The sequence below is a fragment of the Actinomadura sp. K4S16 genome (genome assembly GCF_008327685.1).
Taxonomy (GTDB): domain Bacteria; phylum Actinomycetota; class Actinomycetes; order Streptosporangiales; family Streptosporangiaceae; genus Spirillospora.
Map to the genome: position 1 here is coordinate 91,627 of NZ_BDDE01000013.1, position 25,397 is coordinate 117,023.

At 70.3% G+C, this 25,397-nt stretch carries 23 protein-coding genes; 15 read left to right on the plus strand and 8 right to left on the minus strand.

The window, feature by feature from the left end; genetic code table 11:
- Positions 1-316 precede the first annotated feature (316 nt).
- The 3 genes from K4S16_RS15555 (at position 317) to K4S16_RS15565 (ending at position 4,425) form a co-directional block, all read left to right on the plus strand.
- Positions 317-2,158 (plus strand): 2-oxoacid:acceptor oxidoreductase subunit alpha, encoded by a 1,842-nt coding sequence (locus K4S16_RS15555; RefSeq protein WP_149259669.1) that lies wholly within the window; start codon positions 317-319, stop codon positions 2,156-2,158.
- Positions 2,151-3,254 carry a 2-oxoacid:ferredoxin oxidoreductase subunit beta gene (locus tag K4S16_RS15560; RefSeq protein WP_235036830.1) on the plus strand — a complete coding sequence of 368 codons (1,104 nt, stop codon included), beginning with the start codon at positions 2,151-2,153 and terminating at the stop codon, positions 3,252-3,254. Before K4S16_RS15555 ends, K4S16_RS15560 begins: the two co-directional genes overlap by 8 nt.
- A gap of 307 nt (positions 3,255-3,561) precedes the next feature.
- Positions 3,562-4,425: a hypothetical protein gene (locus K4S16_RS15565; RefSeq protein ID WP_149259670.1), complete on the plus strand. Its 864-nt coding sequence runs from the start codon at positions 3,562-3,564 to the stop codon at positions 4,423-4,425.
- A 200-nt stretch (positions 4,426-4,625) separates the two neighbouring features.
- Here the strand turns inward: K4S16_RS15565 and K4S16_RS15570 are convergent, their stop codons facing one another.
- Positions 4,626-5,450 (minus strand): YceI family protein, encoded by an 825-nt coding sequence (locus tag K4S16_RS15570; RefSeq protein WP_149259671.1) that lies wholly within the window; start codon positions 5,448-5,450, stop codon positions 4,626-4,628.
- 70 nt (positions 5,451-5,520) lie between these two features.
- Positions 5,521-8,109 carry an MFS transporter gene (locus K4S16_RS46800; protein WP_149259672.1) on the minus strand — a complete coding sequence of 863 codons (2,589 nt, stop codon included), beginning with the start codon at positions 8,107-8,109 and terminating at the stop codon, positions 5,521-5,523.
- A gap of 119 nt (positions 8,110-8,228) precedes the next feature.
- On the opposite strand from K4S16_RS46800, the gene K4S16_RS15580 reads away from it, so the two are divergent.
- The 3 genes from K4S16_RS15580 to K4S16_RS15590 all read left to right on the plus strand — a co-directional run bounded on the left by K4S16_RS15580 (position 8,229) and on the right by K4S16_RS15590 (position 12,227).
- Positions 8,229-8,837 (plus strand): TetR/AcrR family transcriptional regulator, encoded by a 609-nt coding sequence (locus tag K4S16_RS15580; RefSeq protein WP_149259673.1) that lies wholly within the window; start codon positions 8,229-8,231, stop codon positions 8,835-8,837.
- A gap of 88 nt (positions 8,838-8,925) precedes the next feature.
- Positions 8,926-11,400, plus strand: a complete 2,475-nt coding sequence (locus tag K4S16_RS15585; RefSeq protein ID WP_149259674.1) for an alpha/beta fold hydrolase — start codon at positions 8,926-8,928, stop codon at positions 11,398-11,400.
- Positions 11,397-12,227, plus strand: a complete 831-nt coding sequence (locus K4S16_RS15590) for an ABC transporter permease (protein ID WP_149259675.1) — start codon at positions 11,397-11,399, stop codon at positions 12,225-12,227. Before K4S16_RS15585 ends, K4S16_RS15590 begins: the two co-directional genes overlap by 4 nt.
- A gap of 299 nt (positions 12,228-12,526) precedes the next feature.
- On the opposite strand, the gene K4S16_RS15595 is transcribed toward K4S16_RS15590, so the two are convergent.
- Together K4S16_RS15595 and K4S16_RS15600 are read right to left on the minus strand one after the other, a co-directional pair.
- Positions 12,527-12,910: a thioesterase family protein gene (locus K4S16_RS15595; protein ID WP_149259676.1), complete on the minus strand. Its 384-nt coding sequence runs from the start codon at positions 12,908-12,910 to the stop codon at positions 12,527-12,529.
- A 17-nt stretch (positions 12,911-12,927) separates the two neighbouring features.
- Positions 12,928-13,617 carry a methylenetetrahydrofolate reductase gene (locus K4S16_RS15600; protein WP_235036831.1) on the minus strand — a complete coding sequence of 230 codons (690 nt, stop codon included), beginning with the start codon at positions 13,615-13,617 and terminating at the stop codon, positions 12,928-12,930.
- Positions 13,618-13,973: 356 nt separating this feature from the next.
- Between K4S16_RS15600 and K4S16_RS15605 the strand changes: the two genes are divergently transcribed.
- Positions 13,974-14,606, plus strand: a complete 633-nt coding sequence (locus tag K4S16_RS15605; protein ID WP_149259678.1) for a hypothetical protein — start codon at positions 13,974-13,976, stop codon at positions 14,604-14,606.
- Positions 14,607-14,613: 7 nt separating this feature from the next.
- On the opposite strand, the gene K4S16_RS15610 is transcribed toward K4S16_RS15605, so the two are convergent.
- Both K4S16_RS15610 and K4S16_RS15615 read right to left on the minus strand, forming a co-directional pair.
- Positions 14,614-14,820, minus strand: a complete 207-nt coding sequence (locus K4S16_RS15610; protein WP_149259679.1) for a DUF397 domain-containing protein — start codon at positions 14,818-14,820, stop codon at positions 14,614-14,616.
- A 270-nt stretch (positions 14,821-15,090) separates the two neighbouring features.
- The gene (locus tag K4S16_RS15615) at positions 15,091-15,942 is read right to left on the minus strand and encodes a helix-turn-helix transcriptional regulator (protein WP_149259680.1); all 852 of its coding nucleotides are present in this window, start codon (positions 15,940-15,942) and stop codon (positions 15,091-15,093) included.
- Between the two features lie 481 nt (positions 15,943-16,423).
- Here K4S16_RS15615 and K4S16_RS15620 point away from each other — a divergent pair, with 481 nt between their 5' ends.
- Positions 16,424-17,068: a Type 1 glutamine amidotransferase-like domain-containing protein gene (locus tag K4S16_RS15620; RefSeq protein WP_235036892.1), complete on the plus strand. Its 645-nt coding sequence runs from the start codon at positions 16,424-16,426 to the stop codon at positions 17,066-17,068.
- Positions 17,069-17,083: 15 nt separating this feature from the next.
- Here K4S16_RS15620 and K4S16_RS15625 read toward each other — a convergent pair whose 3' ends face one another.
- Complete coding sequence (locus K4S16_RS15625) at positions 17,084-17,605, minus strand: flavoprotein (RefSeq protein WP_149259682.1); 522 nt, start codon at positions 17,603-17,605, stop codon at positions 17,084-17,086.
- Between the two features lie 326 nt (positions 17,606-17,931).
- Here K4S16_RS15625 and K4S16_RS15630 point away from each other — a divergent pair, with 326 nt between their 5' ends.
- Complete coding sequence (locus K4S16_RS15630) at positions 17,932-18,285, plus strand: hypothetical protein (RefSeq protein WP_149259683.1); 354 nt, start codon at positions 17,932-17,934, stop codon at positions 18,283-18,285.
- A gap of 306 nt (positions 18,286-18,591) precedes the next feature.
- Positions 18,592-18,948, plus strand: coding sequence for a S24 family peptidase (locus K4S16_RS15635; protein WP_200841906.1), 357 nt, complete (start codon positions 18,592-18,594; stop codon positions 18,946-18,948).
- 84 nt (positions 18,949-19,032) lie between these two features.
- Here K4S16_RS15635 and K4S16_RS15640 read toward each other — a convergent pair whose 3' ends face one another.
- Positions 19,033-19,233, minus strand: a complete 201-nt coding sequence (locus K4S16_RS15640; RefSeq protein WP_149259685.1) for a hypothetical protein — start codon at positions 19,231-19,233, stop codon at positions 19,033-19,035.
- 387 nt (positions 19,234-19,620) lie between these two features.
- On the opposite strand from K4S16_RS15640, the gene rarD reads away from it, so the two are divergent.
- The 5 genes from rarD (at position 19,621) to K4S16_RS15670 (ending at position 25,311) form a co-directional block, all read left to right on the plus strand.
- Positions 19,621-20,499, plus strand: coding sequence for an EamA family transporter RarD (gene rarD, locus K4S16_RS15650; RefSeq protein ID WP_149260142.1), 879 nt, complete (start codon positions 19,621-19,623; stop codon positions 20,497-20,499).
- Positions 20,500-20,537: 38 nt separating this feature from the next.
- Positions 20,538-20,897, plus strand: a complete 360-nt coding sequence (locus tag K4S16_RS15655) for a hypothetical protein (RefSeq protein WP_149259686.1) — start codon at positions 20,538-20,540, stop codon at positions 20,895-20,897.
- Positions 20,898-21,275: 378 nt separating this feature from the next.
- The gene (locus tag K4S16_RS15660) at positions 21,276-22,646 is read left to right on the plus strand and encodes a cytochrome P450 (protein ID WP_149259687.1); all 1,371 of its coding nucleotides are present in this window, start codon (positions 21,276-21,278) and stop codon (positions 22,644-22,646) included.
- Positions 22,643-23,563, plus strand: a complete 921-nt coding sequence (locus K4S16_RS15665; protein ID WP_235036832.1) for a terpene synthase family protein — start codon at positions 22,643-22,645, stop codon at positions 23,561-23,563. Before K4S16_RS15660 ends, K4S16_RS15665 begins: the two co-directional genes overlap by 4 nt.
- A complete protein-coding gene (locus K4S16_RS15670; RefSeq protein ID WP_149259688.1) occupies positions 23,560-25,311 on the plus strand; it encodes a prenyltransferase/squalene oxidase repeat-containing protein in 1,752 nt (583 codons plus the stop codon). The genes K4S16_RS15665 and K4S16_RS15670 overlap by 4 nt, the downstream gene beginning before the upstream one ends.
- Positions 25,312-25,397 lie beyond the last annotated feature (86 nt).

The following is a 25,397-nucleotide window of genomic DNA, read 5'->3' on the forward strand; positions in this document are numbered from 1 at the left end:
TGGTCCGGCGTCTGCACGTCGACCTGTGCCGCCAGCGCAGCTGCCTGTGTTCGGGATGAACCCGGGGGCCCGTCCAGGTCGTATCGCCCGATAGGACCTGCGGAGCGTTCCGCCGCCGTCGCTCGCCTCCAAGACGCGCGGCCACCGGCACCCCGCGGGGAGCGCACGTCTTCATCCTGTGCGGTCATCCCGGTGTGCGGCCTGTCCCCGCTCATCCATCCCGTCCCGGACATACCATGAAGGTAAGCCTTAGTAGCATCACGATCCTGGGTGCCTCCCCCAGGACGGATGCTGCGCGTCGAGGAGGTCTTCCTCTGTGACCAAACAGGTCCAGCAGCTCGACCGCGTCATCATCCGCTTCGCCGGGGACTCCGGCGACGGCATGCAGCTGACCGGCGACCGCTTCACCCAGGAGACCGCGGCGTTCGGCAACGACCTTTCGACGTTGCCGAACTTCCCGGCCGAAATCCGCGCCCCCGCCGGGACCCTCCCCGGCGTGTCCAGCTTCCAGTTGCACTTCGCCGACCACGACATCCTGACGCCCGGCGACGCGCCCAACGTCCTGGTGGCGATGAACCCCGCCGCCCTCAAGGCGAACCTCGGGGACCTGCCGCACGGCGCCGACCTCATCGTCAACACCGACGAGTTCACCAAGCGCAACCTCGCCAAGGTCGGCTACGCGACCAGCCCCGTCGAGGACGACTCGCTGTCGGAGTACCGGGTCCACGCGCTGCCGCTGACCTCGATGACGGTGAAGGCGCTGGAGGACTTCGACATCTCCAAGAAGGACGCCGAGCGCGCGAAGAACATGTTCGCGCTCGGCCTCCTGTCGTGGCTGTACCACCGTCCCACCGAGGGGACGCTGGCCTTCCTGGAGCGCAAGTTCGCCAGCAAGCCCGAGATCATGAAGGCCAACATCGCGGCCTTCCAGGCGGGCTGGTCCTACGGCGAGACCACCGAGGCGTTCTCGGTGCAGTACGAGATCAAGCCGGCCGAGCACGAGCCCGGGCTGTACCGCAACATCACCGGGAACCTCGCGCTGGCGTACGGGCTGGTCGCGGCGGGCGTGCAGAGCGGGCTGCCGATCTTCCTCGGCTCCTACCCGATCACGCCGGCGTCCGACATCCTGCACGAGATCTCCAAGCACAAGCGGTTCGGCGTCCGGACCTTCCAGGCCGAGGACGAGATCGCCGCGGTCGGCGCGGCGCTCGGCGCCTCGTTCGGCGGGTCGCTCGGCGTCACCACGACGTCCGGGCCCGGCATCGCGCTGAAGAGCGAGACGATCGGCCTCGGCGTCGCCACCGAGCTTCCGCTGCTGGTCATCGACGTGCAGCGGGCCGGGCCGTCCACCGGCCTGCCGACCAAGACCGAGCAGGCCGACCTGCTGCAGGCCATGTACGGCCGCAACGGCGAGGCCCCCGTCCCGGTGGTCGCGCCGCAGTCCCCGTCGGACTGCTTCGACGCGGCGATCGAGGCGGCGCGGATCGCGGTGAAGTACCGCACGCCGGTCATCCTGCTGTCGGACGGCTACCTCGCCAACGGGTCCGAGCCGTGGAAGCTGCCGGACGTGGCGTCCCTGCCGAAGATCGAGCCGAACTTCGCCGAGCCCTCGCAGGAGGAGTTCCAGCCGTTCGAGCGCGACCCGGCCACCCTCGCCCGCCCGTGGGCGGTCCCGGGCACGGCGGGGCTGGAGCACCGGATCGGCGGCCTGGAGAAGGCCGACGTCACCGGCAACATCTCCTACGACCCCGCGAACCACGACCGCATGGTCCGGCTCCGCCAGGCCAAGATCGACGGCATCGCGAACGACATCGCGCCGCTCGCCGTGGACGACCCGTCCGGCGACGCCCGCGTCCTGGTGATGGGCTGGGGCGGGACGTACGGGGCCATCTCCGCGGCCGTCCGGCGCGTCCGGGCGTCCGGGCGGAACATCGCGCAGGCGCACCTGCGGCACCTCAACCCGTTCCCCGCGAACCTGCCCGAGGTGCTGCGCTCCTACGACAAGGTGATCGTCCCTGAGATCAACCTCGGCCAGCTCGCGCTGCTGCTGCGCGGCCGGCTGCTCATCGACGTGATCGGCTACAACCAGGTCCGCGGCCTGCCCTTCAAGGCCGAGGAGCTCCAGGGCGTCATCCAGGATGTGATCGACAGTGAGTGACAACGGAGCGAACGGCAACGGCTCCCCGAACGGGAACGGCAACGGCGCGCCGACCGGGAACGGCCTGCTCTCCCTCGTCCCGAAGGCGGACGGGAAGCAGACGATGAAGGACTTCAAGACCGACCAGGAGGTGCGCTGGTGCCCCGGGTGCGGTGACTACGCGATCCTCGCGGCCGTCCAGTCCTTCCTTCCCGAGCTCGGGCTGCGCCGCGAGAACATCACGTTCATCTCCGGCATCGGCTGCTCGTCGCGGTTCCCGTACTACATGAACACCTACGGGTTCCACTCGATCCACGGCCGCGCGCCCGCGATCGCGACGGGCCTCGCCACGTCCCGTCCGGACCTGTCGGTGTGGGTGGTGACCGGCGACGGCGACTCGCTGTCCATCGGCGGCAACCACCTGATCCACGCGCTGCGCCGCAACGTCAACCTCAAGATCCTGCTGTTCAACAACCGGATCTACGGGCTGACGAAGGGCCAGTACTCGCCCACCTCGGAGCTCGGCAAGATCACCAAGTCGACGCCGATGGGCTCGCTCGACGCCCCCTTCAACCCGCTGTCGCTCGCGATCGGCGCAGAGGGCACGTTCGTCGCCCGCACCATCGACTCCGACCGCAAGCACCTCCAGTCGGTGCTGCGGGCCGCCGCGCAGCACCGCGGCACCGCGCTCGTCGAGATCTACCAGAACTGCAACATCTTCAACGACGGCGCGTTCGACCCGCTGAAGGACGCGGCGGTGCGCGACGACGTCACCGTCCGGCTGGAGCACGGCGAGCCGATCGTGTTCGGGGCCGACCGCGCCAAGGCGCTGCGCCGCACCCCGTCGGGGTCGTTCGAGGTCGTGAACGTCGCGGACGTGGACCCGTCCGAGATCGCCGTGCACGACGCCCACAACCCGGACCCGTCGCAGGCGTTCGCGCTGTCGCGGCTGGACCAGCCGGCGTTCGAGCACACCCCGATCGGCATCTTCCGCGACGTCGACCGCCCGTCCTACGACGAGTTGATGCGGGCCCAGCTCGACGAGGCCGTCCGGACGCAGGGCGAGGGCGACCTCGCGGCCCTGCTCGGCAGCGGCGACACCTGGCGCATCGACTGATCGCGACGACGTAGGAGAGCACTCTCCGAGGCCCGGCCCCGCCACCGCGGGGCCGGGCCTGCGCACGCTTGGAAACCCCGGGAACGGGGCACTGTCTCTCACGTGCCGACGGCCGGCGATCCGCGGGAGTCTTCCAGACGGGACGCCATGCGCGGCGGCGTCCCCGCCTGACAGACTGAGGAGATCATGAACCGGGGAGGTGACGATGCGGGTCATACCGCGCCGTAACAAGGGTCGTTCGCGGGACGAGGATCCCGCGCCCACCCCGGCGCCTCCCGCCCCGTCCCCCGAACCCTCGCCTTCGAACGTGAAGCGGCAGGCCCCGCTCATCCCCGAAGATGCCGCGCAGCCGACGCAGCCCCAGCCTCCCGTCCCCGCCCCGTCCGGCGACACGCGTCCCATGAAGGCCTCGCCCGAACCGGGCCGCGACCCCGCCGAGGCGCTGGGGCAGAAGAGCCTGCGCGACGCGGACCGGCGCGCCGAGGCCACGACGGCCGTGCTGCCCGCGGCCTCCCGACCGCTGGACACGGAGGCGGAGCGGCGGCGTGCGCGGGCCGCGCAGCGGCAGCGGCAGGCCGCGGAGATGAAGCGGAGCCGGGCGGCGCGGCGGCGGGGCCGCACCTACCGGGAGGCCCCGCCCGCGGGGGCCGCCGAGCAGCACCGGTCGGCGATGCTGGTCATGGTGCTCACGCTGGGCCTGCTGATCGCCGCCGTCGCGGTGACCGGCGGGCTGATCGCGTCCTCGATGCGGACGCGGCCGGTGACGCTGGCCGCGCCGCTGCACATCTACCCGGTCGCGCAGGCGGTCCCGGGCCAGTGCCCCGCCGGGACGCAGGGCATCACCGGGCAGACCGCCACCGGGGTGACCTGCTACCGCCTCACCCAGGGGCTCGCCATCCACAAGGTCGCCGACCTGCGCGTGCAGAAGTCGCGCGTGAAGCCCGGCGGGTACGACGTGGCGGTGACGCTCCGCCCGAGCGACCGGCAGGCGTTCGCCCAGCTGACCCGCGCGACGGTCGGCCGCGACCTGGCCTTCGTCGTCCGCGAGCGGCTGGTCACCCTGCCGCGCGTCGACATGGCCATCACCGACGGCAAGGTCATCGTGACCGGCTCCCCCGACCGCGCCTCAGCGAACGCCCTGGTCCGCCAACTAAAGGGGCACGCTGGCTAATTGCGTTTCTCTCCTCCTTCGGGCCTGGCGGCCCTCCATCGTCGAGAAACGCGGGCGATCGCTGGCATCGCTCCGGCTCGCCTTGCGGCTCGCTGCGCGATCAGATTCTTGCTTCGCTCGAATCTGCCTTCGGACGCGATCGCAACCATTCAGGTTGTCGGGTGGTGCGGCGCGGGCTGAGGTCGGTGCGCGGCTCGTTCTTACGTCGGCAGGTCTTCGCCTTGGACGGCTTGGATTTCCAGTTCGACCTTCAGGCTTTCGCCTACCAGGGCTACGCCCGCTTCGACGATCTGGTTGAAGCGGATGCCGAAGTCGGTGCGGCGGAGTTCGGCGGTCGCGCGGAACGCGGCGCGGAGGCCGCCCCACAGGTCGCCGCCGCTGCCGAGGTAGGTCATGTCGAGGTCGACCGGCTGGGTGACGCCGTTGAGGGTGAGGCGGCCGTGGACGGTCCAGCGGTCGGGCCCGGCGGCGGTCAGCCCCTCGCCCTCGTAGGTGACGACCGGGTGGACGTCGGCGTTCAGGAAGTCGGCAGAGCGCAGATGGTCGTCGCGCATCTTGTTGCCGGTGTCGATGGACGCCGCCTCGATGCGCGCCGTGACGCGTGACTCCTCGACCGGCTCGGCGATCTCGATGCGTCCCTCGAAGGCGCCGAACCGGCCGCGGACGCTCGACAGGCCGAGGTGCTGCGCGACGGCGCCGACGTTGGAGTGCGCCGGGTCGATCGTCCAGGCGCCGGCCGGCGGGAGCTCGGTGCCGCCCGCCCGGCCGAGGACGATCTTCCCGATGTCGGCGGTGCCCGCGCTGGAGACGATCATCGTTGAGGCGGCCGGCTGGAAGCCCATCGCCGTCACGATCACCGTGTAGGTGCCGGGGGGCAGCGGGCCGGCGGCGAGCACGCCGTCCTCCCCGGTCTGCTCGCGCGCGACCTGGTCGCCCGCCAGGTTCGTGACCGTGACGATGGCGTGCCGCACCGCCCAGCCGTCCTTCGTCCGCACCGTCCCGCGCAGACCTCGGTTCGCGTCCATCAACGACCCGCACTCCAGGTTCCGTGTTCTGGGGCCGCCGCCCGCGGGCGGCCCGGCTCGCTCGCGTCCGTCACTCGTCCGGGTAGCCGAGCTTCAGGTCGTGGTCGTCCAGTCCGCCGCCGGAAAGCGACAGACCGGTCGCGACCGGAGGATATCCGGACGCGATCAGCGTGTACTGGCCGCCGGTGAGGTCGGTGAAGGCGTACTCGCCGTCCGGTCCGGTGATGACCATCGCGACGACGTTCCCGGCGGCGTCGACGAGCGTGACCCGCGCGTCCCCGACCGGTTCGCCCGACTCGTTGCGGACCGTCCCGCGAATCCGGGCGCCGGGCGGCATGTCCACGTCCAGCACCGTCTGCCCGCTCCCGGCGACCTCCACCGGCATCGCGACCGGGCGGTGCGCGGCGGCGCTGACGGCGAGCGTGTAGGCGCCGGTCACGATGTCCTTGAACGCGTAGCGGCCGTCGGGGTCGGTGCGTCCGGTGCCGACGACGTCGCCGCGCACGTCGGTGACGACGACCATCGCGTTGACGATGGGGGTGCCGTCGGCGCTGCGGACCGTTCCGACGAGGCCGCCGCTGCCGGCCAGCAGCACTTCGAACTCGACCGGCCGGTCGCCGACGACGAGCGTCGCGGCCTGCGGCTCGTGCCCGCCGGTCGCGGCGATCAGCACGTAGCTGCCGGGGCCGGGCGTCGGCAGCGCGTACCGCCCGTCCTCCCGGGTGATGGTGCGGGCGAGCTGGTGGCCGTCCACGCCGATGAGAGTGAGGGCGGCCGAGGCGACGGGCTCGCCTTCGCGCGTCCGGACGACGCCCCGCACCGGAACGCCGCCGGGCTCGTGCAGCCCGTTCTGCTGGGCCAGGAGGTGCACCTGGGAGGCCAGGTCCAGAGTGGCCGAGGGCGCCGCCGGCTCCTCGGGCGGGGTCGGCGGCGTGGCGGTCTTGGCGAAGCGGCCGTCGTCCTGGGGGCCGTGGCCGCGCGCGTGCCTGCCGGCGCCGATCGCACCGACGGCACCCGTCCGCACCGCCGGGGACGGCGGGTGGACGACGCCGCTCTCCGCGGGCGCCTCCTGCTGGACGGCGGGCGCCGGCTCGCCCTTGCCGCGGTGCGCCGAGCCGCGCAAGGGGAGTTCCTTCAGCGCGAGCACCGCGAGGAACCCGACCAGGGCCACCGGGATGCCGACGAGGAAGACGGTCTGCAGCGAGTTCGTGAACGCCTCCTGGATGATGCCCCTGACCGGCGGGGGAAGCTTGCTGATCTCCTCCGGGGAGCCGAGACCGTGCGCACCGCCGCCCGGCATGGGGATGCCCGCGGCGCGGAAGCCACTGGTGATCTCGTCCGCGACCCGGTTGGTGAGGATAGCGCCGAACGCGGCCACGCCCATAGCACCACCGAGATTACGGAAGAACGAGACACCGGACGTCGTGGAGGCGAGATCGGCGGGCGCCGCGGCGTTCTGCGCGGCGAGGATGAGGATCTGCAGGCTGAGACCCATCCCGACGCCGAGGACGGCGAGGTCGGTCCCGACGAGCACCTTGGGCGAGTCGGTGTGCAGCAGCGACAGCAGATACAGCCCGCCGGCGACGCACAGCAGCCCGAACACCGGGAAGATCTTGTAGCGGCCGGTGCGGGTGACGACCTGCCCGGAACCGGTGGAGGTGACGAGCATGCCGACCACCAGCGGCAGCGTCATCAGGCCGGACGCCGTCGGGCTCATCCCCTTGACGATCTGCAGGTACTGCGGCATGTAGATCATCACGCCGAACATCGCCATGCCGACGCAGACGGAGACGAACGAGGTCAGCAGGAAAGTGGGGTTGCGGAACAGCCGCGGCGGCAGGATCGGGTCGCGCGCGACGCGCTCGGCGACGATCGCGAGGACGAGCAGCACGGCCGCGGCGCCGAGCAGGATGTAGGTCCACTGGGAGTTCCAGGCGAACTCCGTCCCGCCCATGGACAGCATCAGCATCAGCAGCGCGGCGCTGCCGGTGATGGTGAACGCGCCGAAGACGTCGATGCGGGTGTCGCGGCGCACCTTCGGCAGCTTGAGCACCTTCTGGATGACGAGGAACGCGACGACCGCGAGCGGCACGCACACGTAGAAGCACCAGCGCCAGCCCAGGCCGTCGGTGTCCACGATGAACCCGCCGAGCAGCGGCCCGGCGACGGTCGAGACGCCGAAGACCGCGCCCATGAACCCGGCGTAGCGGCCGCGCTGCCGGGGCTCGACGACGTCCCCGAGGATGACCTGGGCGAGCGCGGACAGGCCGCCGACGCCGAGGCCCTGGAACGCGCGGGCCGCGATGAGCTGGCCGATGTCCTGCGACAGGCCCGCGCCCACCGAGGCCGCCACGAAGATGATCAGGGCGGTCTGGAACATGAGCTTGCGCCCGGCGATGTCCGACAGCTTGCCCCACAGCGGCGTGGACGCCGTCATGGTCAGCAGCGAGGCGCTCGCGACCCAGGAGAGCTTGTCCTGGCCGCCGAGGTCGCCGACGATCGTCGGCAGCGCCGTCGCGACCACCGACGTCGAGATCATCGACGTCAGCATCGCCATCATCAGACCGGCGAGGATCTCCAGGATCTGACGGTGCGTGTAGTGCGGTCGCGCTTGCTCTGGCGCCGCCGGGCCGTGCGACGCCACGCTCGCCTGAGCCACCCTGCCCCCACAACTCGGATGAAATACCTGTGTTCTGCATATACCTTATGTAGACGGTTGTTTACTTGCAACTCATTGGATAATGGGGATGGACCGTTACCGGTGACCGGGAGCTGGGGATGCAGGTCGAGAAGGAGCCCCGCCGCGAGGCCGCGCGGCGGCGCAAGCGCGACCGGGAGGCCACCCGGCGCCGCATCCTGGACGCCGCCCGCGACCTGTTCGGCGAGCACGGCTACGACGGCGTCACCGTCCGGATGATCGCCGCACGCGCCGAGGCGAACATGGCGCTGGTGAACCGGTACTTCGGCTCGAAGGCGGCGCTGTTCGGCGAGGTGCTGGCCGGGGAGTCGGTGATCCGCGGCGTCATCGCGGGCGCCCCCGAGGGGCTGCCGCGCCGCCTCGCCGAGCACTTCGTCCGGCAGGTCGACCAGCGCTCGGCCACCGCCATGTCCCGGATGCTGGACCGGTCGGCCGGCCACCCCGAGGTCAAGGAGATCCTGCTCCGCTACCTGGAGGACGTGATCGTCGAGCCGATGGTGGCGCAGCTGGACGGGCCCGACGCGCGGGCGCGGGCGCTGCTGGCGTCCACGATCATTATGGGCGGCGGGCCGGTGCGGCGGCTGCTCGGCCTCGGCGACCTGCGCGCCGCCGACCCCGCCGAACTCACCGACCGCCTCACCGCGATGTTCACCGCCGCCCTCGCCCCGTCCGTCCGTCGCGAGGCGTAGCGGCGCCGGGCCGCGTACCGCGGCGGGAGCAGCCGAGATCGGCTTCAGGGCGGAGCGGACGGTCGCGGGGCGCGCATAGGGTTCTGGCATGAGGCGGGCGGGCGCGCTCAAGGCGCGGTGGGGCAGGACGGGACGGTCCGCGCGCTGGACTGCGGCCGGGGTCGCCGTGGTGATCGCGGGCGGTGCCGCGGCGTGGGGCGCGACGGCCGACGGGGAGGCCCGCGTCCGGGAGACCGAGCAGCGCGTCACCGTCGTCGACGGGCCGAAGGACGACCAGCGCGTCACGCTCGACACGACGTTCTACAAGCCGGTCGGGCGGGCGAAGGGCCCGGCGGTCCTGCTGGGGCACGGCTTCGGCGGCAGCAAGCGGGACGTCGCGGGCGAGGCGCGCGGCCTGGCCCGCGCCGGGTACGCGGTGCTGGCCTGGTCGGCGCGCGGCTTCGGGCGCTCGACCGGCGAGATCGCCCTCAACTCCCCCGACTACGAGGTGAAGGACACCCGGCAGCTGATCGACTGGCTGGCGCGGCGCCCGGAGGTCCGGCTCGACGGCCCCGGCGACCCGCGCGTCGGGATGGCGGGCGAGTCCTACGGCGGCGCGATCGCGCTGATGACCGCCGCGTACGACCGGCGGGTGGACGCCATCGCGCCGCAGATCACCTGGAACAGCCTGCCCGACGCGCTCTTCCCCGACGCCGCCGCGGGCGCGAAGCCCACCGACGGCGTCTTCAAGAAGCTGTGGGCGGGCCTGTTCTTCACGGGCAGCGCCGGCCGGACGGCGTGCGGGCGTTTCCTGCCGTCCCTGTGCGACATGTACCAGGAGGTCGCGGAGAAGGGCCGTCCGACCGAGTCGGCGATCGCGACGCTGCGGCGGTCGAGCCCCGCGTCCGTCGCCGACCGGATCAGGGTGCCGGCGCTGATCGTCCAGGGGCAGTCCGACTCGCTGTTCCCCCTCGACCAGGGCGACGCCAACGCGCGGGCGATCGCGCGGAACGGCGCGCCGGTGTCGGTGGTGTGGTTCCAGGGCGGGCACGACGGCGGCGACCCGGAGACCGAGCGGGTCGAGGGGCTCGTGCGCGACTTCTTCGACGCGCGGCTCATGCGGACGTCGGCGCCGTCCCCGGACGGGTTCACGGTGACGCGGGCGGGCGGGCTCGACTCCTCCACCCAGGCGGTCGTCGTGGACGAGGCGTCGACGCGGCGTTATCCGGGGCTTTCTGGTGACTCGTCGAACCTGCCGCTGGCCGGGAGCGAGCAGACGATCTTCAACCCGGCGGGCGGGGCGCCCGCGTCGATCTCGGCCCTGCCGGGGCTGGGGGCGCTCGGTTCCCTGGGCGGGTCGCTCGGCGGCTCCCTGGGCGGGCAACTGCCCTCGGACATGCCCGGACAGACCGCCACGTTCGACACTCGTCCGCTGGACCGTCCGCTGTGGCTGACGGGCGCCGCGACCGTCCGGCTGAAGGTCAGCGGGGACGGCCCGCTGTTCGCGAAGCTCTACGACGTCCCCCCGGGCGGGGCGGCGGTCCCGGCGCGGCGGCTGGCGGCGCCGTTCCGGGTGTCGGGCGGCGAGGTCACCGTGACGCTCCCGGCGATGGACTACCGCTTCGACCGCGGGCACCGGCTCCGCCTGGCCATCGCCACCACCGACATGGGCTTCGCGACGCCCGCCGAGCCCTCGTCGTACAAGGTGCAGGTGGTGTCGCCGCTGAGCGTCCCGTCCGTCCCGTCGCTGAAGACCGCGCCGGCGCCTCTGCCCGCCTGGGTGTGGGCACTGCCTCTCGTTGCCGTCGCGTTGGCGCTCGCCATCCTTCTCCCTGGACGCCGCAGGCGCGGCACCGAAACGGACAACGACGTTCCCCTGGAGATAACCGGGCTAACGAAGGCGTACAAGAACGGGCATCTCGCGGTTTCGGACCTGTCGTTCCGTGTGGAGAAGGGGCAGGTGCTAGGGCTTCTCGGGCCGAACGGTGCAGGGAAGACGACGACGCTGCGCATGCTGATGGGGCTGATCCATCCGGACTCAGGCTCGATCCGCATCTTCGGGCACCGCGTGTACCCGGGCGCGCCCGTGCTGTCCCGCCTGGGGTCGTTCGTAGAGGGACCTGGATTCCTGCCCCATCTTTCCGGCCGCGACAACCTGGACCTCTACTGGCGCGCCACCGGCCGTCCCCTGGACGAGGCCCACTTGGACGAAGCGCTGAAGATAGCCGACCTGGGCTCGGCGCTGGACCGGGCCGTCCGCACGTACTCGCAGGGGATGCGGCAACGTCTCGCCATAGCGCAGGCCATGCTGGGGCTGCCCGACCTCCTCGTCCTGGACGAGCCCACCAACGGACTCGACCCGCCCCAGATCCGCGAGATGCGGGAGGTGCTCGTCCGGTACGCGGCCGCCGGACGGACGGTCATCGTCTCCAGCCACCTGCTCGCCGAGGTCGAGCAGACCTGCACGCACGCGGTCGTCATGGCCGCCGGCCGCCGCGTGGCCGCCGGCCCGGTCGCCGAGATCACCGGGTCCGGCCGCCGCCTGGAGGACGCGTTCCTGGAGATCATCGGAGAGGGTCCATGACCGCCTACCACGTCCGGCGCACCCTTCCGCTGCGGGTGGAGGCCGTCCGGCAGTTCCGGCGCCGGCGCACGCTGGTGGCCTTCGCGATCCTGCTCGTGCTGCCGTGGGTGCTGGTCGCCGCGTTCAAGCTCGGCGGCGACCCGGGCCCGGACGGCGTCCCCAGCCTGGTCGACGTCGCCACGTCGTCCGCGCTGAACTTCGCCCTGTTCGCCCTCTTTGTCTCGACCGGTTTCCTGCTGGTGGTCGCGGTCGCCCTGTTCTGCGGCGACACGGTGGCGAGCGAAGCGGGCTGGTCGTCCCTGCGCTACCTTCTCGCCGCGCCCGTGCCGCGCGCCCGGCTGCTGCGGCAGAAGCTGATCGTCGCCCTGTCCTACGCGGTCGTCGCGGTCGTCAGCCTGCCGCTGATGGCGCTGGTCGCCGGGACGGCCGGGTTCGGCTGGGGCGACGTCGAGCTCCCGACCGGCGGCACCGTCCCGGTGAGCACCGCGCTCGGCCGCATGGCGATCATCATCGGCTACTCCCTGGTCGCGCAGCTCGTCGTCGCCGCCCTGGCGTTCCTGCTCTCCGTGACGACCGACTCCCCTCTGGGCGCGGTCGGCGGCGCGGTCGGGCTCGTCATCGTCAGCAACATCCTGGACGCCGTCACAGCGCTCGGCTCCTGGCGCGACTTCCTGCCGACGCACTGGATGTACTCCTGGATGGACGCCCTGCAGCCCGAAGTCCAGTGGGCGGGCATGGCCAAGGGCGCCGCCATCTCCGTCTCCTACGCCGCCGTCCTGTTCGCCCTGGCGTTCCGCCGTTTCCGGACGCGCGACATCGTCTCTTGATTCGATACCGTCACCTGATTTCGGCCACGATCCGCGATCTTCTGGACGCGAACCGTGGAAATGGGCTTCCCAAAAATCGGTCGAACGGGCAGTGTTGGTCGCATAAGCTCAGCGAACCTCGTCCGGCCCGGCCGCGTCACATGAGGTAACCGCTCGATCCACGGGTTTTAAAGGCAGCCCGGCGGGGGGAGATGATCACCATGGCACGGCAGCAGCTCATCAAGCGCCCCAAGCCCCCACGTCAACCGAGCCAGCCCGACCTGCGAACCCCCTCGGGCCGCCTCCTGCCGTACTGACCCTCAACGGGAGAGCCGCGAAAGGAAGCTCTCCCTGTCCACGACCACCCGCTCGACCCGGCCCTCACCCACCACCGCGCCCCGTCCGTCGACGGCTTCGAACGCGAAGGCCAGGCGCGTCCCGTCCACGCCCCGCAACTCGGCGGTGACCGTCACCCGTCCGCCGACGGGTGTGGCCGCGCGATGCCGGACCTCGACCCGCGTCCCGACCGAGGTCGCGCCCTCCTCCAGCCAGGGCCCGACCGCCTTCACCGTGGCCGCCTCGGCGAGCGCGAGCAGCCGCGGCGTCGCCAGCACGGGCACGTCCCCGCTCCCCACCTGGACGGCCGTGTCCGCCTCCGCGACCACGATCTCGACCTCGCCCCGCAGCCCCGGCGTCAGTTTCATGCGCCCATCCTGCCCGGCTAGGCGTGCAGCTCACGCTCGAGCCGCGCGGCCACCTCCCGATACCGGCTGACCGGCACCAGGTGCACCCCGTCGAACGCCCCGCTGTCGCGCACGGCCAGCACCTGCTCGCACGCCGCCGCGACCCCGGCCGCCCGGTCGCGCTCGACCGCCTCGACCAGCTCGTCCGGGATGTCGATGTCCGGAATCGACGCGGCCAGGTTGCGGGCCATCCCCGCGCTCGCCAGCACCATCACCCCGGCGTACACGGGCCCCTCGACGTCAACGGTGTCCCGCCACCGCAGCAGGCTCTCCACCGAGTAGCTGACCTGGACGAACATGAAGTCCGCCGCCCGCTTCCAGTCAGGGACCCGCCGCAGCCCGGAGGTCACCCCCACCTGGAACGGGGCACACCCGGCGAAAGCGGCATCCTCCCCCGCCGCCCGGGCCTCCTCGATCATCGCGCGCACGGTCAGCTCGCTCGTCCGTCCGCCGGCCGAGGGCTTGTCCCCGTAGACGAAGAGGAACCGCTCGACCCCGTAGGCAGCAGCCGTCAGCAGGTCGCGCCGGAACCCGAGCAGGTTCCGGTCGCGGGAGTTCAGGCACGCGATCCCGCGCGCCCCCATCGCCTGCACCTCATGAGCGACGGCCACACTCGACACCGTCGCCCGCCCGATGTGGTTGTCCGGGATCAGGAACGAGTCCGCCACCGGACTCAACACCCCGATCTGATGCCGCACCCGCCGCAGATCCGGCCGCGTAGGCGGCTCCACCTCACAAACAACCTCAAACCCCATCCCCCAACCCTAGCGAGCGACCAGAGGTCGGGGCCATCCAGAAGGCAAAACGCCATATGGCACAACGCGAGGTGTCCACACGCCACCCCGCAAGATACAACTGAACTCTTGCCGTGACGTCTATGCAGGTGAAGGAGCGGTGGCAGTCTGCTCCGCCCTTAGCCAGAAGCTACCGGCGAAGTGCCATGTTGCTAACCGACTCATGTTGCCCTGCACATAGCAGGATGCATCGGGCACAATCGAACTGACGGCGGCTTCTAGGACGGCAGATGATGCTTCGATGGCCCTGGCCCACCGGTGGGAGGCGGCTCGCGTACCGCCTGCTCCTCGCCGTGGACCTGGAGAAGTACAGTCACCTGGACGCGCAGCGGCAACTCGCCGCCCAGAAGGACCTTCGCAGGTTACTCAACGGCTCCGCGAGAAGGTCCGGGCTCCGAACCAGCGGCTGGTACCGCCAGCCGGGCGGGGACGGGGAACTCGTCGTCATGCCCGCCGACGTCGACATCCCCCACGTGGTGGGCGCCTTCGCCTGCGACCTCGAACACGCGCTCGCCGAGCTCAACGAGCATCGGGCCACCCGCCTGCGCATGCGGCTCGCGTTCCACTACGGCACCATGATCGAAGGGCCGCTCGGCCCGGCCGGCGACGCCCCCGTCGTGGTCTCCCGGTTGCTGGACGCGGCACCGCTGCGCGACCACCTCGCCGAGCACCAGGACCGTGACCTGGCCCTGGTGGTGTCCGACATCCTGTACAAGGACGTCGTGGGGAGCGGCTTCTGTGCCCTGGACCCCACGAACTTCGTCAAGCTGGAAGTAGTGATCAAAGAGAAGCCGTACAGCGGCTACATCCACCACGACCCGGTGCTGCCGCGGGAGCCTCTCCTCCCGGAGCCCGCCGCATGATCGGTCTTCAGTCCTGCGCAGCGCCGTACCGCCTGCGGAGCGAGCTCCGCAGAAGCAGCCACTGCACGCTCGAAATCGACAGGACAGCGCTCAGGCGATCAGTGGAATCCCGCATCAGGACGGAGTCCCCGTCAAAGGCGATCTCGACGCAGTTCCCGCCCCCGCTGCGGCTGCTCTTTCTCCAGACCACCTGCGATCGTTCCGTCCTGTCCACACTGGCCCCTTCCAACCGCCGGCCCTCGCGACGCGGCTGTCAGAATTCCTGGGCACAACCTTGGAGGCGTCCTCGCAGGCCGATCAGGATGCGAACGGCGACCTTCTGTTCGGGCGGACATCCTCAAGCTCGGCCATGCCCTTCGGCGCACGATCTCAGGCACACCACAGTCCTGTGTCGTGCTCTGTCAATGTGAAAGTGTAAGTGTTCACCGTAGATCAAGCCATAGGTGGATCAATCACCCGTCGCCGGTGATGCGGGCAAGGCTTCTCAGAGGGATTCCGCGGCCGTGTTGAGCAGCACGGCCGAGCCTTCCGGGCCGAGCGAAATTCGGCGCAGCACCTCGAACTTCTCGCGATACCGGACGATGTCCTCGCGATAGTCGCGCCCGATCAACTCCCCCTGTGCGCCTTCGAGGTAGAGCACGTCGTCGTCCTCGGGCTCAACGAACTCGATGAGCTTGAACGGCCCGCTCAGCCCCGGATGCGCTCCATGGCCGAACGGGACGATCTCGATCGTCACGTTGGGGCGCTTCGTCATCTCCAGCAGATGCGACAACTGGGCCCGCATCACAGCGGCACCGCCGACCGGCCTGCGTATCGCCGCCTCGTCGATGACGAAGTAGAACCTGGGCGGAGCGTCGCCTTCGAAGATGTCCTGTCTGCGCAGCCGCACCTCGACCAGTTCGTTGATCTGCTCGGGTGCGGCCTCTCCGCGCAGGTTGGTGAGGATCTCCTTGGCATAGGCGCTGGTCTGCAGCAGCCCGGGAATGAGCAGAGGATCGAACTCCCGGCATACGCCGGCGGCCGACTCGAAGCCGATGAGCTCGGCCATCTGCGAACTGAGCACCCTGCGATAGGCGCTCCACCACGCCGTTTCGCGAGCTGCCCGTGCCAGGCCCAGGAACTCGTCGAACCGCTCCGGCCCCACCCCGTACTCCTGCAACATGACACGGACGTCGCTCACCGCGACCCGGACCGTCCCACCCTCAATACGAATGATCTTCGAGAGGGACCAGTCCAAGGCCTTCGCCGCCTGCTCCTGCGTCAGCCCGGCGGCCTCGCGCGCCCTGCGGAGCTCTACCCGAAGGCGTCGCTGGTGAACAGTCGGACTGTCCGGCATGCCCCTACACCTTCCACTGCTCTGCCAGACGGCAGAGTGCAACCTTTCAAAGTGCCTAGGTCGCAAAGACTAGTGCACCACCAGCCGTATGGGGCCCCGCTCGTCCAAGGATTTGCCTAAACGGGACAGTCGAACACCCACAGAAGTACGCACTCGGCCACATGCGCCACATCCCACGCCTGAACTGCTAAGCAGCCCCAATCCGGGCTTGATGGGTCGTCCTTCCTCCTAAAGGAACAACCACACGACAAGCCACGCCAGGCATGGCAGCAGCCACAGAACCGTCGGCGGCGTCTCCCAAGTCATCAGGTCGCTCTCGCTCGGTACCGAGGGAGAAAGTAGCGTACGGTCCATGCAAAACCGGACACCATGAGGTCGGCTAATTCGACCCGATCTGCGGGCCCACCGAGGTCGGCGGGCCCATGCCGAGGTGTTCGGGATCAGCGGCCCCGGCCGGGGGCTCTAGGGTTCTCGGGTGCGCATGTATCTGTCTTCCTGGCGGACCGGGGAGCATCCACAACAGATGCTGGGGCTGCTGACCGGTGCCGCCGGGACGCGGGCCGCGGTGATCGCCAACGCTGTTGACGCCCTGCCCGACGCCGAGCGCCGAGCGGCGGTCGAGCGGGAGATCGACGCCCTCGCCGCCCTCGGCCTGCGGCCGGTCGAAGTCGACTTGCGGGCGTTCTTCGGCCAGGACCCCAGCCGAGTCGCGGCCACGCTTCGCGGATTCCCCCTCCTCTGGGTCCGGGGAGGCAACGTGTTCGTCCTGCGCCACGCTCTGGCGGCGAGCGGCGCCGACCGCGCCATCGCCGAACTGCTGCGCGAGGACGCCGCCGTCTATGCCGGTTACAGCGCCGGCGCTTGCGTCCTGGCCCCGGACCTTCACGGCCTAGATCGGTGCGACGCCCCCGAGGCAGTGCAGACCGCCTATGGCACCCCGGCCCGTTTCGACGGCCTCGCCGTCCTCGATTACGTCGTGGTGCCGCATATCGACTCCCCCGGCCATCCCGAGACCAAGATCCTCGGTGAGGTCGCCGACCACTACCGCGCGCAAGGCACCGCCCATCGCACCTTGCGCGATGGTCAATCTCTCGTGATCAACGGCCCCACCACCGCCGTCCACTGACCCGACGCCGCCGGGTCAGTCATCGAGGATGCTGTTCAGCTCCGCGAGGATGTCGTGCCAGCCGGGCATGCGCGCCTCCGGAGGGGCGGCAGGGTCGAAGAGCACGTGGGCGCCCATAGCGCGAAGAGCTTCCAGATTCCGGCGGAAGGCCACATGGCCGGCCAGTTCGGCTTTGACCTGCGGCACCGCCAACGTCGGCACGCCCATGCCCAGGAGCTCGCACAGCATCCCGACCGCGACCGTGTCCGTGATGCCCAGCGCCCACTTGTTGATCGTGTTGAACGTGGCCGGAGCCACCACGACGGCATCGGCGGGAGGCAGGCCGTTCGACGTCTCGTGCGGCCGGCGGAAGTCGGTCCGCACCGGCCCGCCCGTCAGGTCTGCGAGCCGCTCCATGTCCAGGAACTTGGCCCCCATCGGGGTCGCGATCACCCGGACATGCCAACCCTCGCCCTGCGCCAGCCGTACAAAGACCTCCACATCGGACGCCGCAGAGGCTCCACAAGCGATCACGTAGAGGACCCGTCCTGTGGGCATGCCCTTACTCGGCGGGGGCCAGGCCGCCGGAACGGCTCAGCCCTGTGCCGCCGAGGCCCCGAACGAAGCTTCCACCGAGCGTGCCCCACCACATCCGTGTCGCCACCTACCCGCGTACCTCGACTGAACAAGAACGAGATGAGCATCGCACCCGGCGCGGGCACGAGGTCAAGTCCGCCGCCAAGTACGACATCATCACGCGGCTTCCTCCGCGCACACCGCGCCGGGGAAGCGAGTGCGTTTGCTACGCGGCCGCACGGGCTCGGCCGATCGGTACCGGCCGGTTGAACCGACATATACCGGACGCTTTGCGATAGGCTCCGCGCATGCGCGCGGACCAGCAATGGGAAGTCCATCGGACGCCGGCCGATTCGATACGGACCATTGTCACCACGCTGGACGGGCTGAACTGGAAGGACATTGCCTGCCAGGGTGACACCATCCACGCTCGGAAAGGCTCCCGATTGCTACTTCGCCTCTTCGGCGCTCTTATCCGGAGCGGAGCTTTCCCTATGAAGGCATCCATCGTCGCAACTCCATCGCATTCGGGCACCCTGATCAACATGACACTGGCCAGCGACGAAGGCTGGTATGCGTTCAGGCTTCCCGTCGTTCAATCGATGTTCGAATTCGCGGCCGCGCGCTGGTTCGCAGCCGTACAAGCCGCGACCAAGGGATAACGCACTCCGGATTCAGCCATCACCACAAGATGGCACCTCCCCCGCAGAGCGCGGCACGTGCGCTGGGGAGGGGTTCACGCCCGCTTGGCACCGGCATGTCGTAACCCAGACGGGGCCGGCCTGCCGATGAGCTGGCGGCGGGGCCGTCGACTCGCCCCACAGGGCATCCGGGCAACGGCCGAGCCCGAATACCACGACCTACGGCTACGGCGCTTGACCTGCGCCGCTATCGAAGAGATGCAGTAGATGCGTCTAAATTCGATCGACAGGTATGCGCGAGGCCCGCATCCTGCCTTTATGGGAAAAATGGATACGATCGCCGCGCGAGTCGCGGAGGGGGCCACCGTGGAGTTCCGGCCTTCCGGGTCCTCCATGGTGCCGCTGATCCGAAGCGGGGATCTGGTCACCGTCGCGCCGGTCGATCCGGTGAAACTCGAGGTCGGCGACATCGTGCTCGCTCGGGTGGCCGGGACGGTCTACCTGCATCTCGTCTCGGGCATCGATGCCGCCAAGGGCCGTGTGCGGATCAGCAACAACCGCGGCCGGATCAATGGCTGGACAGGACGGGAGCGGATCTTCGGAATCTGCGTCGCCGTCAGGGGCAACCCCCGGCCGGGCGCCCTGGCGAAGACCGCGCCCCAAGAGCCAGACGCACAAATCTGACCGTTAGCCACCAAGCTGCAGCCACACGGGACGGCCCCCCAGGTGCACGAAGTGCTCGACACCTACGTCGCCTGAGCGTCACCGCTACCGCAGAGAAGCGGCGATCAGTTCCGCCATGCGGAGCAAGCGGGCCACGTACTCGGCGCCGTCGCCACGCAGCTGCGGCATGACGCCACGAAGATCGCTCAGCAGGCCGTTCAAGGCGGACCGGCGTTCGGTATCAAGAGTCCCTCCCAGCAGGTACGCGGAGATGCAACCCGCCACGTAGGCGTCGAGCGTCGCCACTGACTCACCGCTTGGAGCGTCCAGCCACCGCAAGGCGTCTGGGAACGCGAGATCCAAATGCTCTGCCCAGAGGGCCGAGACCTCTTCGTCCGCCGTCCAAGTCACCCCGCGGAGGCTACTCCTGCGGGGGACGAGAGGCCGGTGCCGCCTGGGCCGCGGTAGCCGTTGGGGTTTTTCTGGAGGTAGGCCTCGGCGAAGTGGAAGTCGGTGGCGGAGGTTAGTCCGGTACCGGGATGGGCTCGTCCCTGCCGGGGAGCGCCTTTTCTGGAGTGACCATCTTGGTCTTCGCTAAGCCGAACATGCTCTCAAGGTCAGTGAGCCAAATGACATGAGCGTTGTTCCGTTTGGTTGATTACCTGCTGGTATGTTGCGTTCGTGAGGCGGGGCATGGTGTGCGGGGTCGCGGCGTACGTGATGTGGGGGTTGTTCCCCCTGTACTGGCCGCTGCTGAAGCCCGCGGGGGCGGGAGAGATCCTCGCGCACCGGATCATGTGGTCGCTCGTGGCGGTGGTCGCGGTGCTCGCCGTGCGGCGGAGCCGGGGGTGGCTGCGGACGCTGGGATGGCGGCGGGGCGTCCTGCTGACGCTGGCGGCGCTGGCGATCAGCGTCAACTGGGGGACGTACATCTACGCCGTCAACAGCGGGCACACGATCGAGTCCGCGCTGGGGTACTTCATCAACCCGCTGATCACCGTGGTGTTCGGGGTGCTGGTCTTCCGGGAGCGGCTGCGGCCATGGCAGTGGGCGGCGGTCGGGACGGGGGCGGCCGCGGTGGTCGTGCTGACCGTCGACTACGGGCGGCCTCCGTGGATCGCGCTGGTGCTGGCGTTCGCGTTCGGGGTGTACGGCCTGCTCAAGAAGTTCGCCGACATGCCGTCGGCCGAGAGCCTGGCCGTCGAGACGGCCGTGACGTTCCTGCCGGCGCTGGCGTTCGTGCTGGTGCTGGAGGGACGGGGCGAGGCGGCGTTCGGGCATCACGGCGTGGGGCACGCGGCGCTGCTGGCCGCGGCCGGGATCGTGACGGCCGTCCCGTTGATGCTGTTCAACGCGGCGGCCGTGAGGCTGCCGCTGAGCGCCCTCGGCATGCTCCAGTACCTGGCGCCGGTGCTGCAGTTCGCGATCGGTCTCCTCGTGCAGCACGAGGAGATGCCGCCGAGCCGGTGGGCGGGGTTCCTGCTGGTCTGGGTCGCGCTGGTGACGCTCACGTGGGACGGGTTGCGCGCCGGACGCCGGGAAGCGGTGCCCGAAACCGCCCTGAGGGGCTAAAGTGCCGGACGTCACACGCCCGAGTGAGGGAGTCGTCGTTGCGTCTGCTCAGCGTCACCGTGTTGGGAACGGCGCTCGTGGCGGCGGGCATGCTGGCTCCGGCGACGGGAGAGGCGACCGCGACCGGGAGGAGCCCGGTGTCGGTGGAGCCCCGCGCCGTGCGGCCCGGTGAGCGGGTCCGGCTGGCGGTGCCCGGTTGCACGGGCAGGGTGACCGCGAGGTCTGAGGCGTTCGCCGGACGCGCGGTGGACGGCGCCGCCGTCGTCAGGCGGGACGCCCCGCCGAGCACGTACCCGGTCGTGGCGCGCTGCGGATCACGGACGGTGATCGGCGAGGTGCGGGTGGCGGGGCGCGTCGCGTGGCCCGATCTGGCCCCGATCGACCGCGCCGCAAAGTAATTCGGTATAAACCGGAAGAGAGCTCCACTTAACCGGCATCACTCTCTGTGGTGTCCGGTGGGAGCGTACGCCCTTTTCGCGAGCCATTTGATCATGCTTGTAAGGCCGACTCGACAACGGGACAACACAGCCGGCAAGTGATAAGGGTCACGTCGAAAAGGTTGAGATTTCTACCGCTCCAAGCCTTGCCGATGTTAATTGATCATGTGATACTCCCACAGAAAGCTACATAACACCGCAACCTTCCCACATACCCCTAATCACTCATTCCTGGCGTCCCGCCGCGAGGGGCGCCGGACGTCCCGGGCGGCCCCGCGCTCCGGGACGGTGTGACCGCGAGCACTGGCACTCCAACTCAACATCGAGGGGCAGTCGGTAATGTCCGTTGACGTCGGCGCCGTCCCAGTCCAGAAGGCGAAGAACTTCCCCCTGTACCGCACGGTCGCCGGATTCGTCCGCGACCCGCTGCGCCAACTGGAGCGGATCAGCACGGAGGGGGACGGCCGGCTCATCCGGCTCGACCTCGGTGCATCGCACCCCTACCTCGTCACCCATCCCGACCACATCCAGCAGGTCCTGCGGCGCGAGTCGGAGATCTTCCAGCGGGACGGGGTGTTCTGGCGGCCCCTGCGGGAGTTGATGGGCGACAGCATCCTGTCCGAAGGCGCTGAGTGGGAGCACAGCAAGCGAGTGCTGCAGCCGGTGTTCACCACCCGCAACGTCAACCGGCTCACGGGGCTGATGGCGGAGGCGATCAACGACGCCGTCGCCAAGCTGGACGAGCCGGCGCGCGCGGGACGGCCCATCGACGTGCTGCCGGAGATGAGCCGGATCGTCAACGAGACCGTGATCAAGGTCCTGTTCGGCGACAAGATCTCCCCCGTCGAAGCCAACAAGCTGATCCCGACGTTCGACCAGATCGCGACCTCGATCTCGGTCCGGTTCCTGCTGCCGTTCCTGCCCCGCGTCCTGCCGATGCCGGGCGACAAGGCGTTCAAGGACGCCGTCCAGGTGATGGACGAGGTCCTGTTCGAGCTGGTGGCGCGCTACCGGGACGACCCGGGCGACGGCAGCGACATCTTCACCGCGCTCTGCCAGGCCCGGACCGAGGACGGCGCCCCGCCTGACGACAAGTGGATCCGCGACAACCTGCTCGCCATGTTCGCGACCAGTACCGAGACCACGACGCTGGCACTGACCTGGCTGTGGCCGCTGCTGCACGACCACCCCGACGTCAGGGACAGGCTGGTCGAGGAGATCGAGGGCGTGGTCGGCGGCGAGCCGGTCCGTCCGGACCACCTTCCGCAACTGCCGTACGTGTCGCAGGTCGTCCAGGAACTGCTGCGCCTTTACCCGGTGGGTTGGATGTTCCCGCGCATGGCGACCGCCCCGACGATCCTCGGCGGCGTGCACATCGAGCCGGGCGACCCGGTCCTCATCAGCCCGTTCCTCACGCACCGGCTCGCGTCGGTGTGGGAACGTCCGCTGGAGTTCGACCCGGAGCGGTTCACGCCGGAGAACTCCCGCAAGCGGCACCGCTACGCCTACTTCCCGTTCGGCGGCGGGCCGCACCAGTGCATCGGCCGCCACGTGTTCGACGTCGAGGCGCGGATGATCCTGACGAGCATCCTGAACCGGTTCCGTCCGACCCTGTCCGACGCCATCCCCGCCATGCCGCGCATCGGCGCGACCCTGCGGCCGCGGGAGTCGCTGGAGATGACGCTGACCCCGGTCAGGCGGGACGCGTGACGGCGGTGGACGGGGCGCCCCCGCATACCGGCGGCCCCGCGAAGCCCGATGCCCTCCAGGACGCGCGGCACAACGGGGCCGTGATGGCGCAGGCCGTGAAGTGCGCCCGCGACCTGGCGAAGTGCGCCGAGTCCTATCCCGACCTGTTCGACGCCAAGCCGATCGACGAGACCCTGTTCAACGCCGTGGCCTGCGCGAACGCCTTCGGGTCGCCGTGGCTGAGCGCGTCCGGGATCCGGATGGCGGCGCGCACCTCGCTGTGGATCTTCGGCCTGGACTGGCTGGTGGACCATGTCGCGACGTCGAGGGACGAGGTCGACGACATCAACCGCCGCTGCCTCGCCGTGGCCGAGGGCGCCGCGCCGACCCCGGGCGACGGGCTCACGAGGTTCCTCGCCGACATCCGGGACGACGCGGCCGCGTCTCCGGCCTTCGCGGCGCTGCGCGACGACTGGCTCGCGCAGCTCGGACGGCTCCTGGAGTGCGGCGCACGCGAGCTGACGTGGAAGTCGGGCGACAAGGCGGCCTGGCCGACGTTCGACGAGTACCTGGACAACGCCGACAACTACGGCTCGGCCTGGGTCAACGTCTCGCACTGGATCGTGCACGCCGACCAGGGCGTCCTCGACCACATCGGCGAGTTGCAGGCCGCGAGCCGGGACGTCCAGAAGGTGCTGCGGCTGCTCAACGACCTCGCCACCTACGAGCGGGACGTCACCTGGGGCGACCTGAACGCGCAGATGCTCGGCGTGGAACGTGCCGAGATCACCGCGCGGATCGACGAGATCGTGGCGGGCTGCCGCGACCGCGTCCGGCCGCTGCGGGCCGACTGCCCCGAGGCCGTCGCCTACCTCGAACGGCAGATCGGCTACAGCACGGGCTTCTACGAGCTGAGCGACTACTGGGGGTCGCTGTGACCGTCGAGGAGGCGGGTCCGGACGCGCCCGAAGCCGCGGACCCGGACCCCCACGATCTTCACACGGCCGCCGACGCGCTGGTGGCCGACCTCGTGCGCGCCCCGTGGGGACGCTCGTCCCCGTCCGTCTACGAGACCGGGCGGCTGGTGAGCCTGGCCCCGTGGCTGACCGGGCATTCCCGGCGGATCCGGTTCCTGCTCGACACGCAGCGGCCCGACGGCGGCTGGGGGCCGCCCGATCCGGGCTACGCGCTCGTCCCTAGCCTGAGCGCGACCGAGGCGCTGCTGTCCGTGCTCGTCTCGGAGGGTCGGCGCTGGCCGTCCGGCGTCTACGTCGCCGAGGTGACCCGCGGCGCCGGGCGCGCCATGCGGACCGTCGCGCGGTGGATCTACGGCGGGGCGGCGACGGACGTCCCGGACATGCCGGCGATCGAGCACATCACCCCGGCCCTCATCGAGGCGATCAACGGGCACCTCGATCGGCTCCGCGACGACCCCGCCTTCGCGACCTGGTGGACCGGCGGCCGGCTGGCCCCGCCCGCCGGGATGGACGGAGCGTTCGTCGCCGCCGCCAGGGCCCATCTCGAAGGCGGGGGCGCCGTCCCGCTGAAGGTGCAGCACGCGCTCGAAGTGGCGGGTGCGTCGGCACGCCGCGCCGAGTCCGTCCACCCCGTACCGCTGCCGGGCCCGCACCCCTCCCGCGATCCTTCCGCGCCGGAGGCGCCGGGACGGTTCGCGACCGTCGGCGCCTCCACCGCCGCCACCGCCGCCTGGCTCGGCACTCCGGGCCGGGGCGGGGAGGCGGACGAGGCCGTGCTGCGCTACCTGGAGGCCGCCGTCGAGCAGCACGGCGGTCCCGTTCCCGTCGCCGTCCCGGTGACCAACTTCGAGCGCGGCTGGGTGCTGGGCTGGCTGGCCCGCGCAGGGCTCGCGCCGGCCGTCCCGCCGGAGCTGATCGCCCAGATGCGGACGGCGCTCGGCGAGGACGGCGCGCCGGGGGGCACCGGCCTGCCTCCGGACGCCGACACCAGTTCCGGTCTGCTGTACGCGTTGTCGCTTCTCGGGGAACCGCACCCACCCGACCTGCTGTGGAAGTACGAAACGAAGACGCATTTCTGTAGCTGGCCCGGTGAGAACGGACGCTCCGTCACGACCAACTCGCACGTACTTGAGGCGTTCGGCCATTACCTGGAGTGCGGCGGCGCCGACCCGGCAGGCCGTTACGCGGCGAGCGCGCGAAAGGCGGCGTCCTGGCTGAGGGGCGAGCAGTTGAACGACGGCCGCTGGGAAGACCGGTGGCATGCCTCACCGCTCTACGCGACCGCTTGCGCGGCCCTCGCGCTGGACGGGTTCGGCGGCCCGGAATCCGCGGACGCGGTGCGCCGGGCCGTCGGGTGGGTGCTGCGCGAACAGCGCCCGGACGGCTCGTGGGGACGCTGGTGCGGGACCGCCGAGGAGACGGCCTACGCCGTGCACGTCCTCACGCTGGCCCGTCCGTCCGGCGACGCCGCGACCGACTCGGCGGTGCGGGAGGCGGCGGAGCGAGCGGTCCGGCGGGGCGACGCCTACCTGAGATCGGCCCTGCGGACCGCCTCCGGCGCCTTGACCGGCGGTCCGGAGGACGTTGACTCCGGCAAGCCGCCTCTATGGCATGACAAAGACCTATATCGCCCAACGACGATCGTCCGGGCGGCGGTGCTGGCGGCTCTTCGTCTCGCCCGGTGTGACGCCAGTGTTTCGGTGCGGTGAATTTCACCACGTTGTATGAGGGTGACCTGCTTGTACGGCTGAGACGGAAACCATTCACCTTGAGTGGGTTTGGTGGCGTTGGTAAG

Coding starts and splice junctions, on each gene's coding strand:
- K4S16_RS15605 (WP_149259678.1), top strand. CDS start 13,974: ATGATGCTTCGATGGCCCTGGCCCACCGGTGGGAGGCGGCTCGCGTAC.
- K4S16_RS15660 (WP_149259687.1), top strand. CDS start 21,276: ATGTCCGTTGACGTCGGCGCCGTCCCAGTCCAGAAGGCGAAGAACTTC.
- K4S16_RS15630 (WP_149259683.1), top strand. CDS start 17,932: ATGCGCGCGGACCAGCAATGGGAAGTCCATCGGACGCCGGCCGATTCG.
- K4S16_RS15590 (WP_149259675.1), top strand. CDS start 11,397: ATGACCGCCTACCACGTCCGGCGCACCCTTCCGCTGCGGGTGGAGGCC.
- rarD (WP_149260142.1), top strand. CDS start 19,621: ATGGTGTGCGGGGTCGCGGCGTACGTGATGTGGGGGTTGTTCCCCCTG.
- K4S16_RS15625 (WP_149259682.1), bottom strand. CDS start 17,605: ATGCCCACAGGACGGGTCCTCTACGTGATCGCTTGTGGAGCCTCTGCG.
- K4S16_RS15595 (WP_149259676.1), bottom strand. CDS start 12,910: ATGAAACTGACGCCGGGGCTGCGGGGCGAGGTCGAGATCGTGGTCGCG.
- K4S16_RS15615 (WP_149259680.1), bottom strand. CDS start 15,942: ATGCCGGACAGTCCGACTGTTCACCAGCGACGCCTTCGGGTAGAGCTC.
- K4S16_RS15570 (WP_149259671.1), bottom strand. CDS start 5,450: ATGGACGCGAACCGAGGTCTGCGCGGGACGGTGCGGACGAAGGACGGC.
- K4S16_RS15635 (WP_200841906.1), top strand. CDS start 18,592: ATGGATACGATCGCCGCGCGAGTCGCGGAGGGGGCCACCGTGGAGTTC.
- K4S16_RS15620 (WP_235036892.1), top strand. CDS start 16,424: ATGTATCTGTCTTCCTGGCGGACCGGGGAGCATCCACAACAGATGCTG.
- K4S16_RS15580 (WP_149259673.1), top strand. CDS start 8,229: ATGCAGGTCGAGAAGGAGCCCCGCCGCGAGGCCGCGCGGCGGCGCAAG.
- K4S16_RS15585 (WP_149259674.1), top strand. CDS start 8,926: ATGAGGCGGGCGGGCGCGCTCAAGGCGCGGTGGGGCAGGACGGGACGG.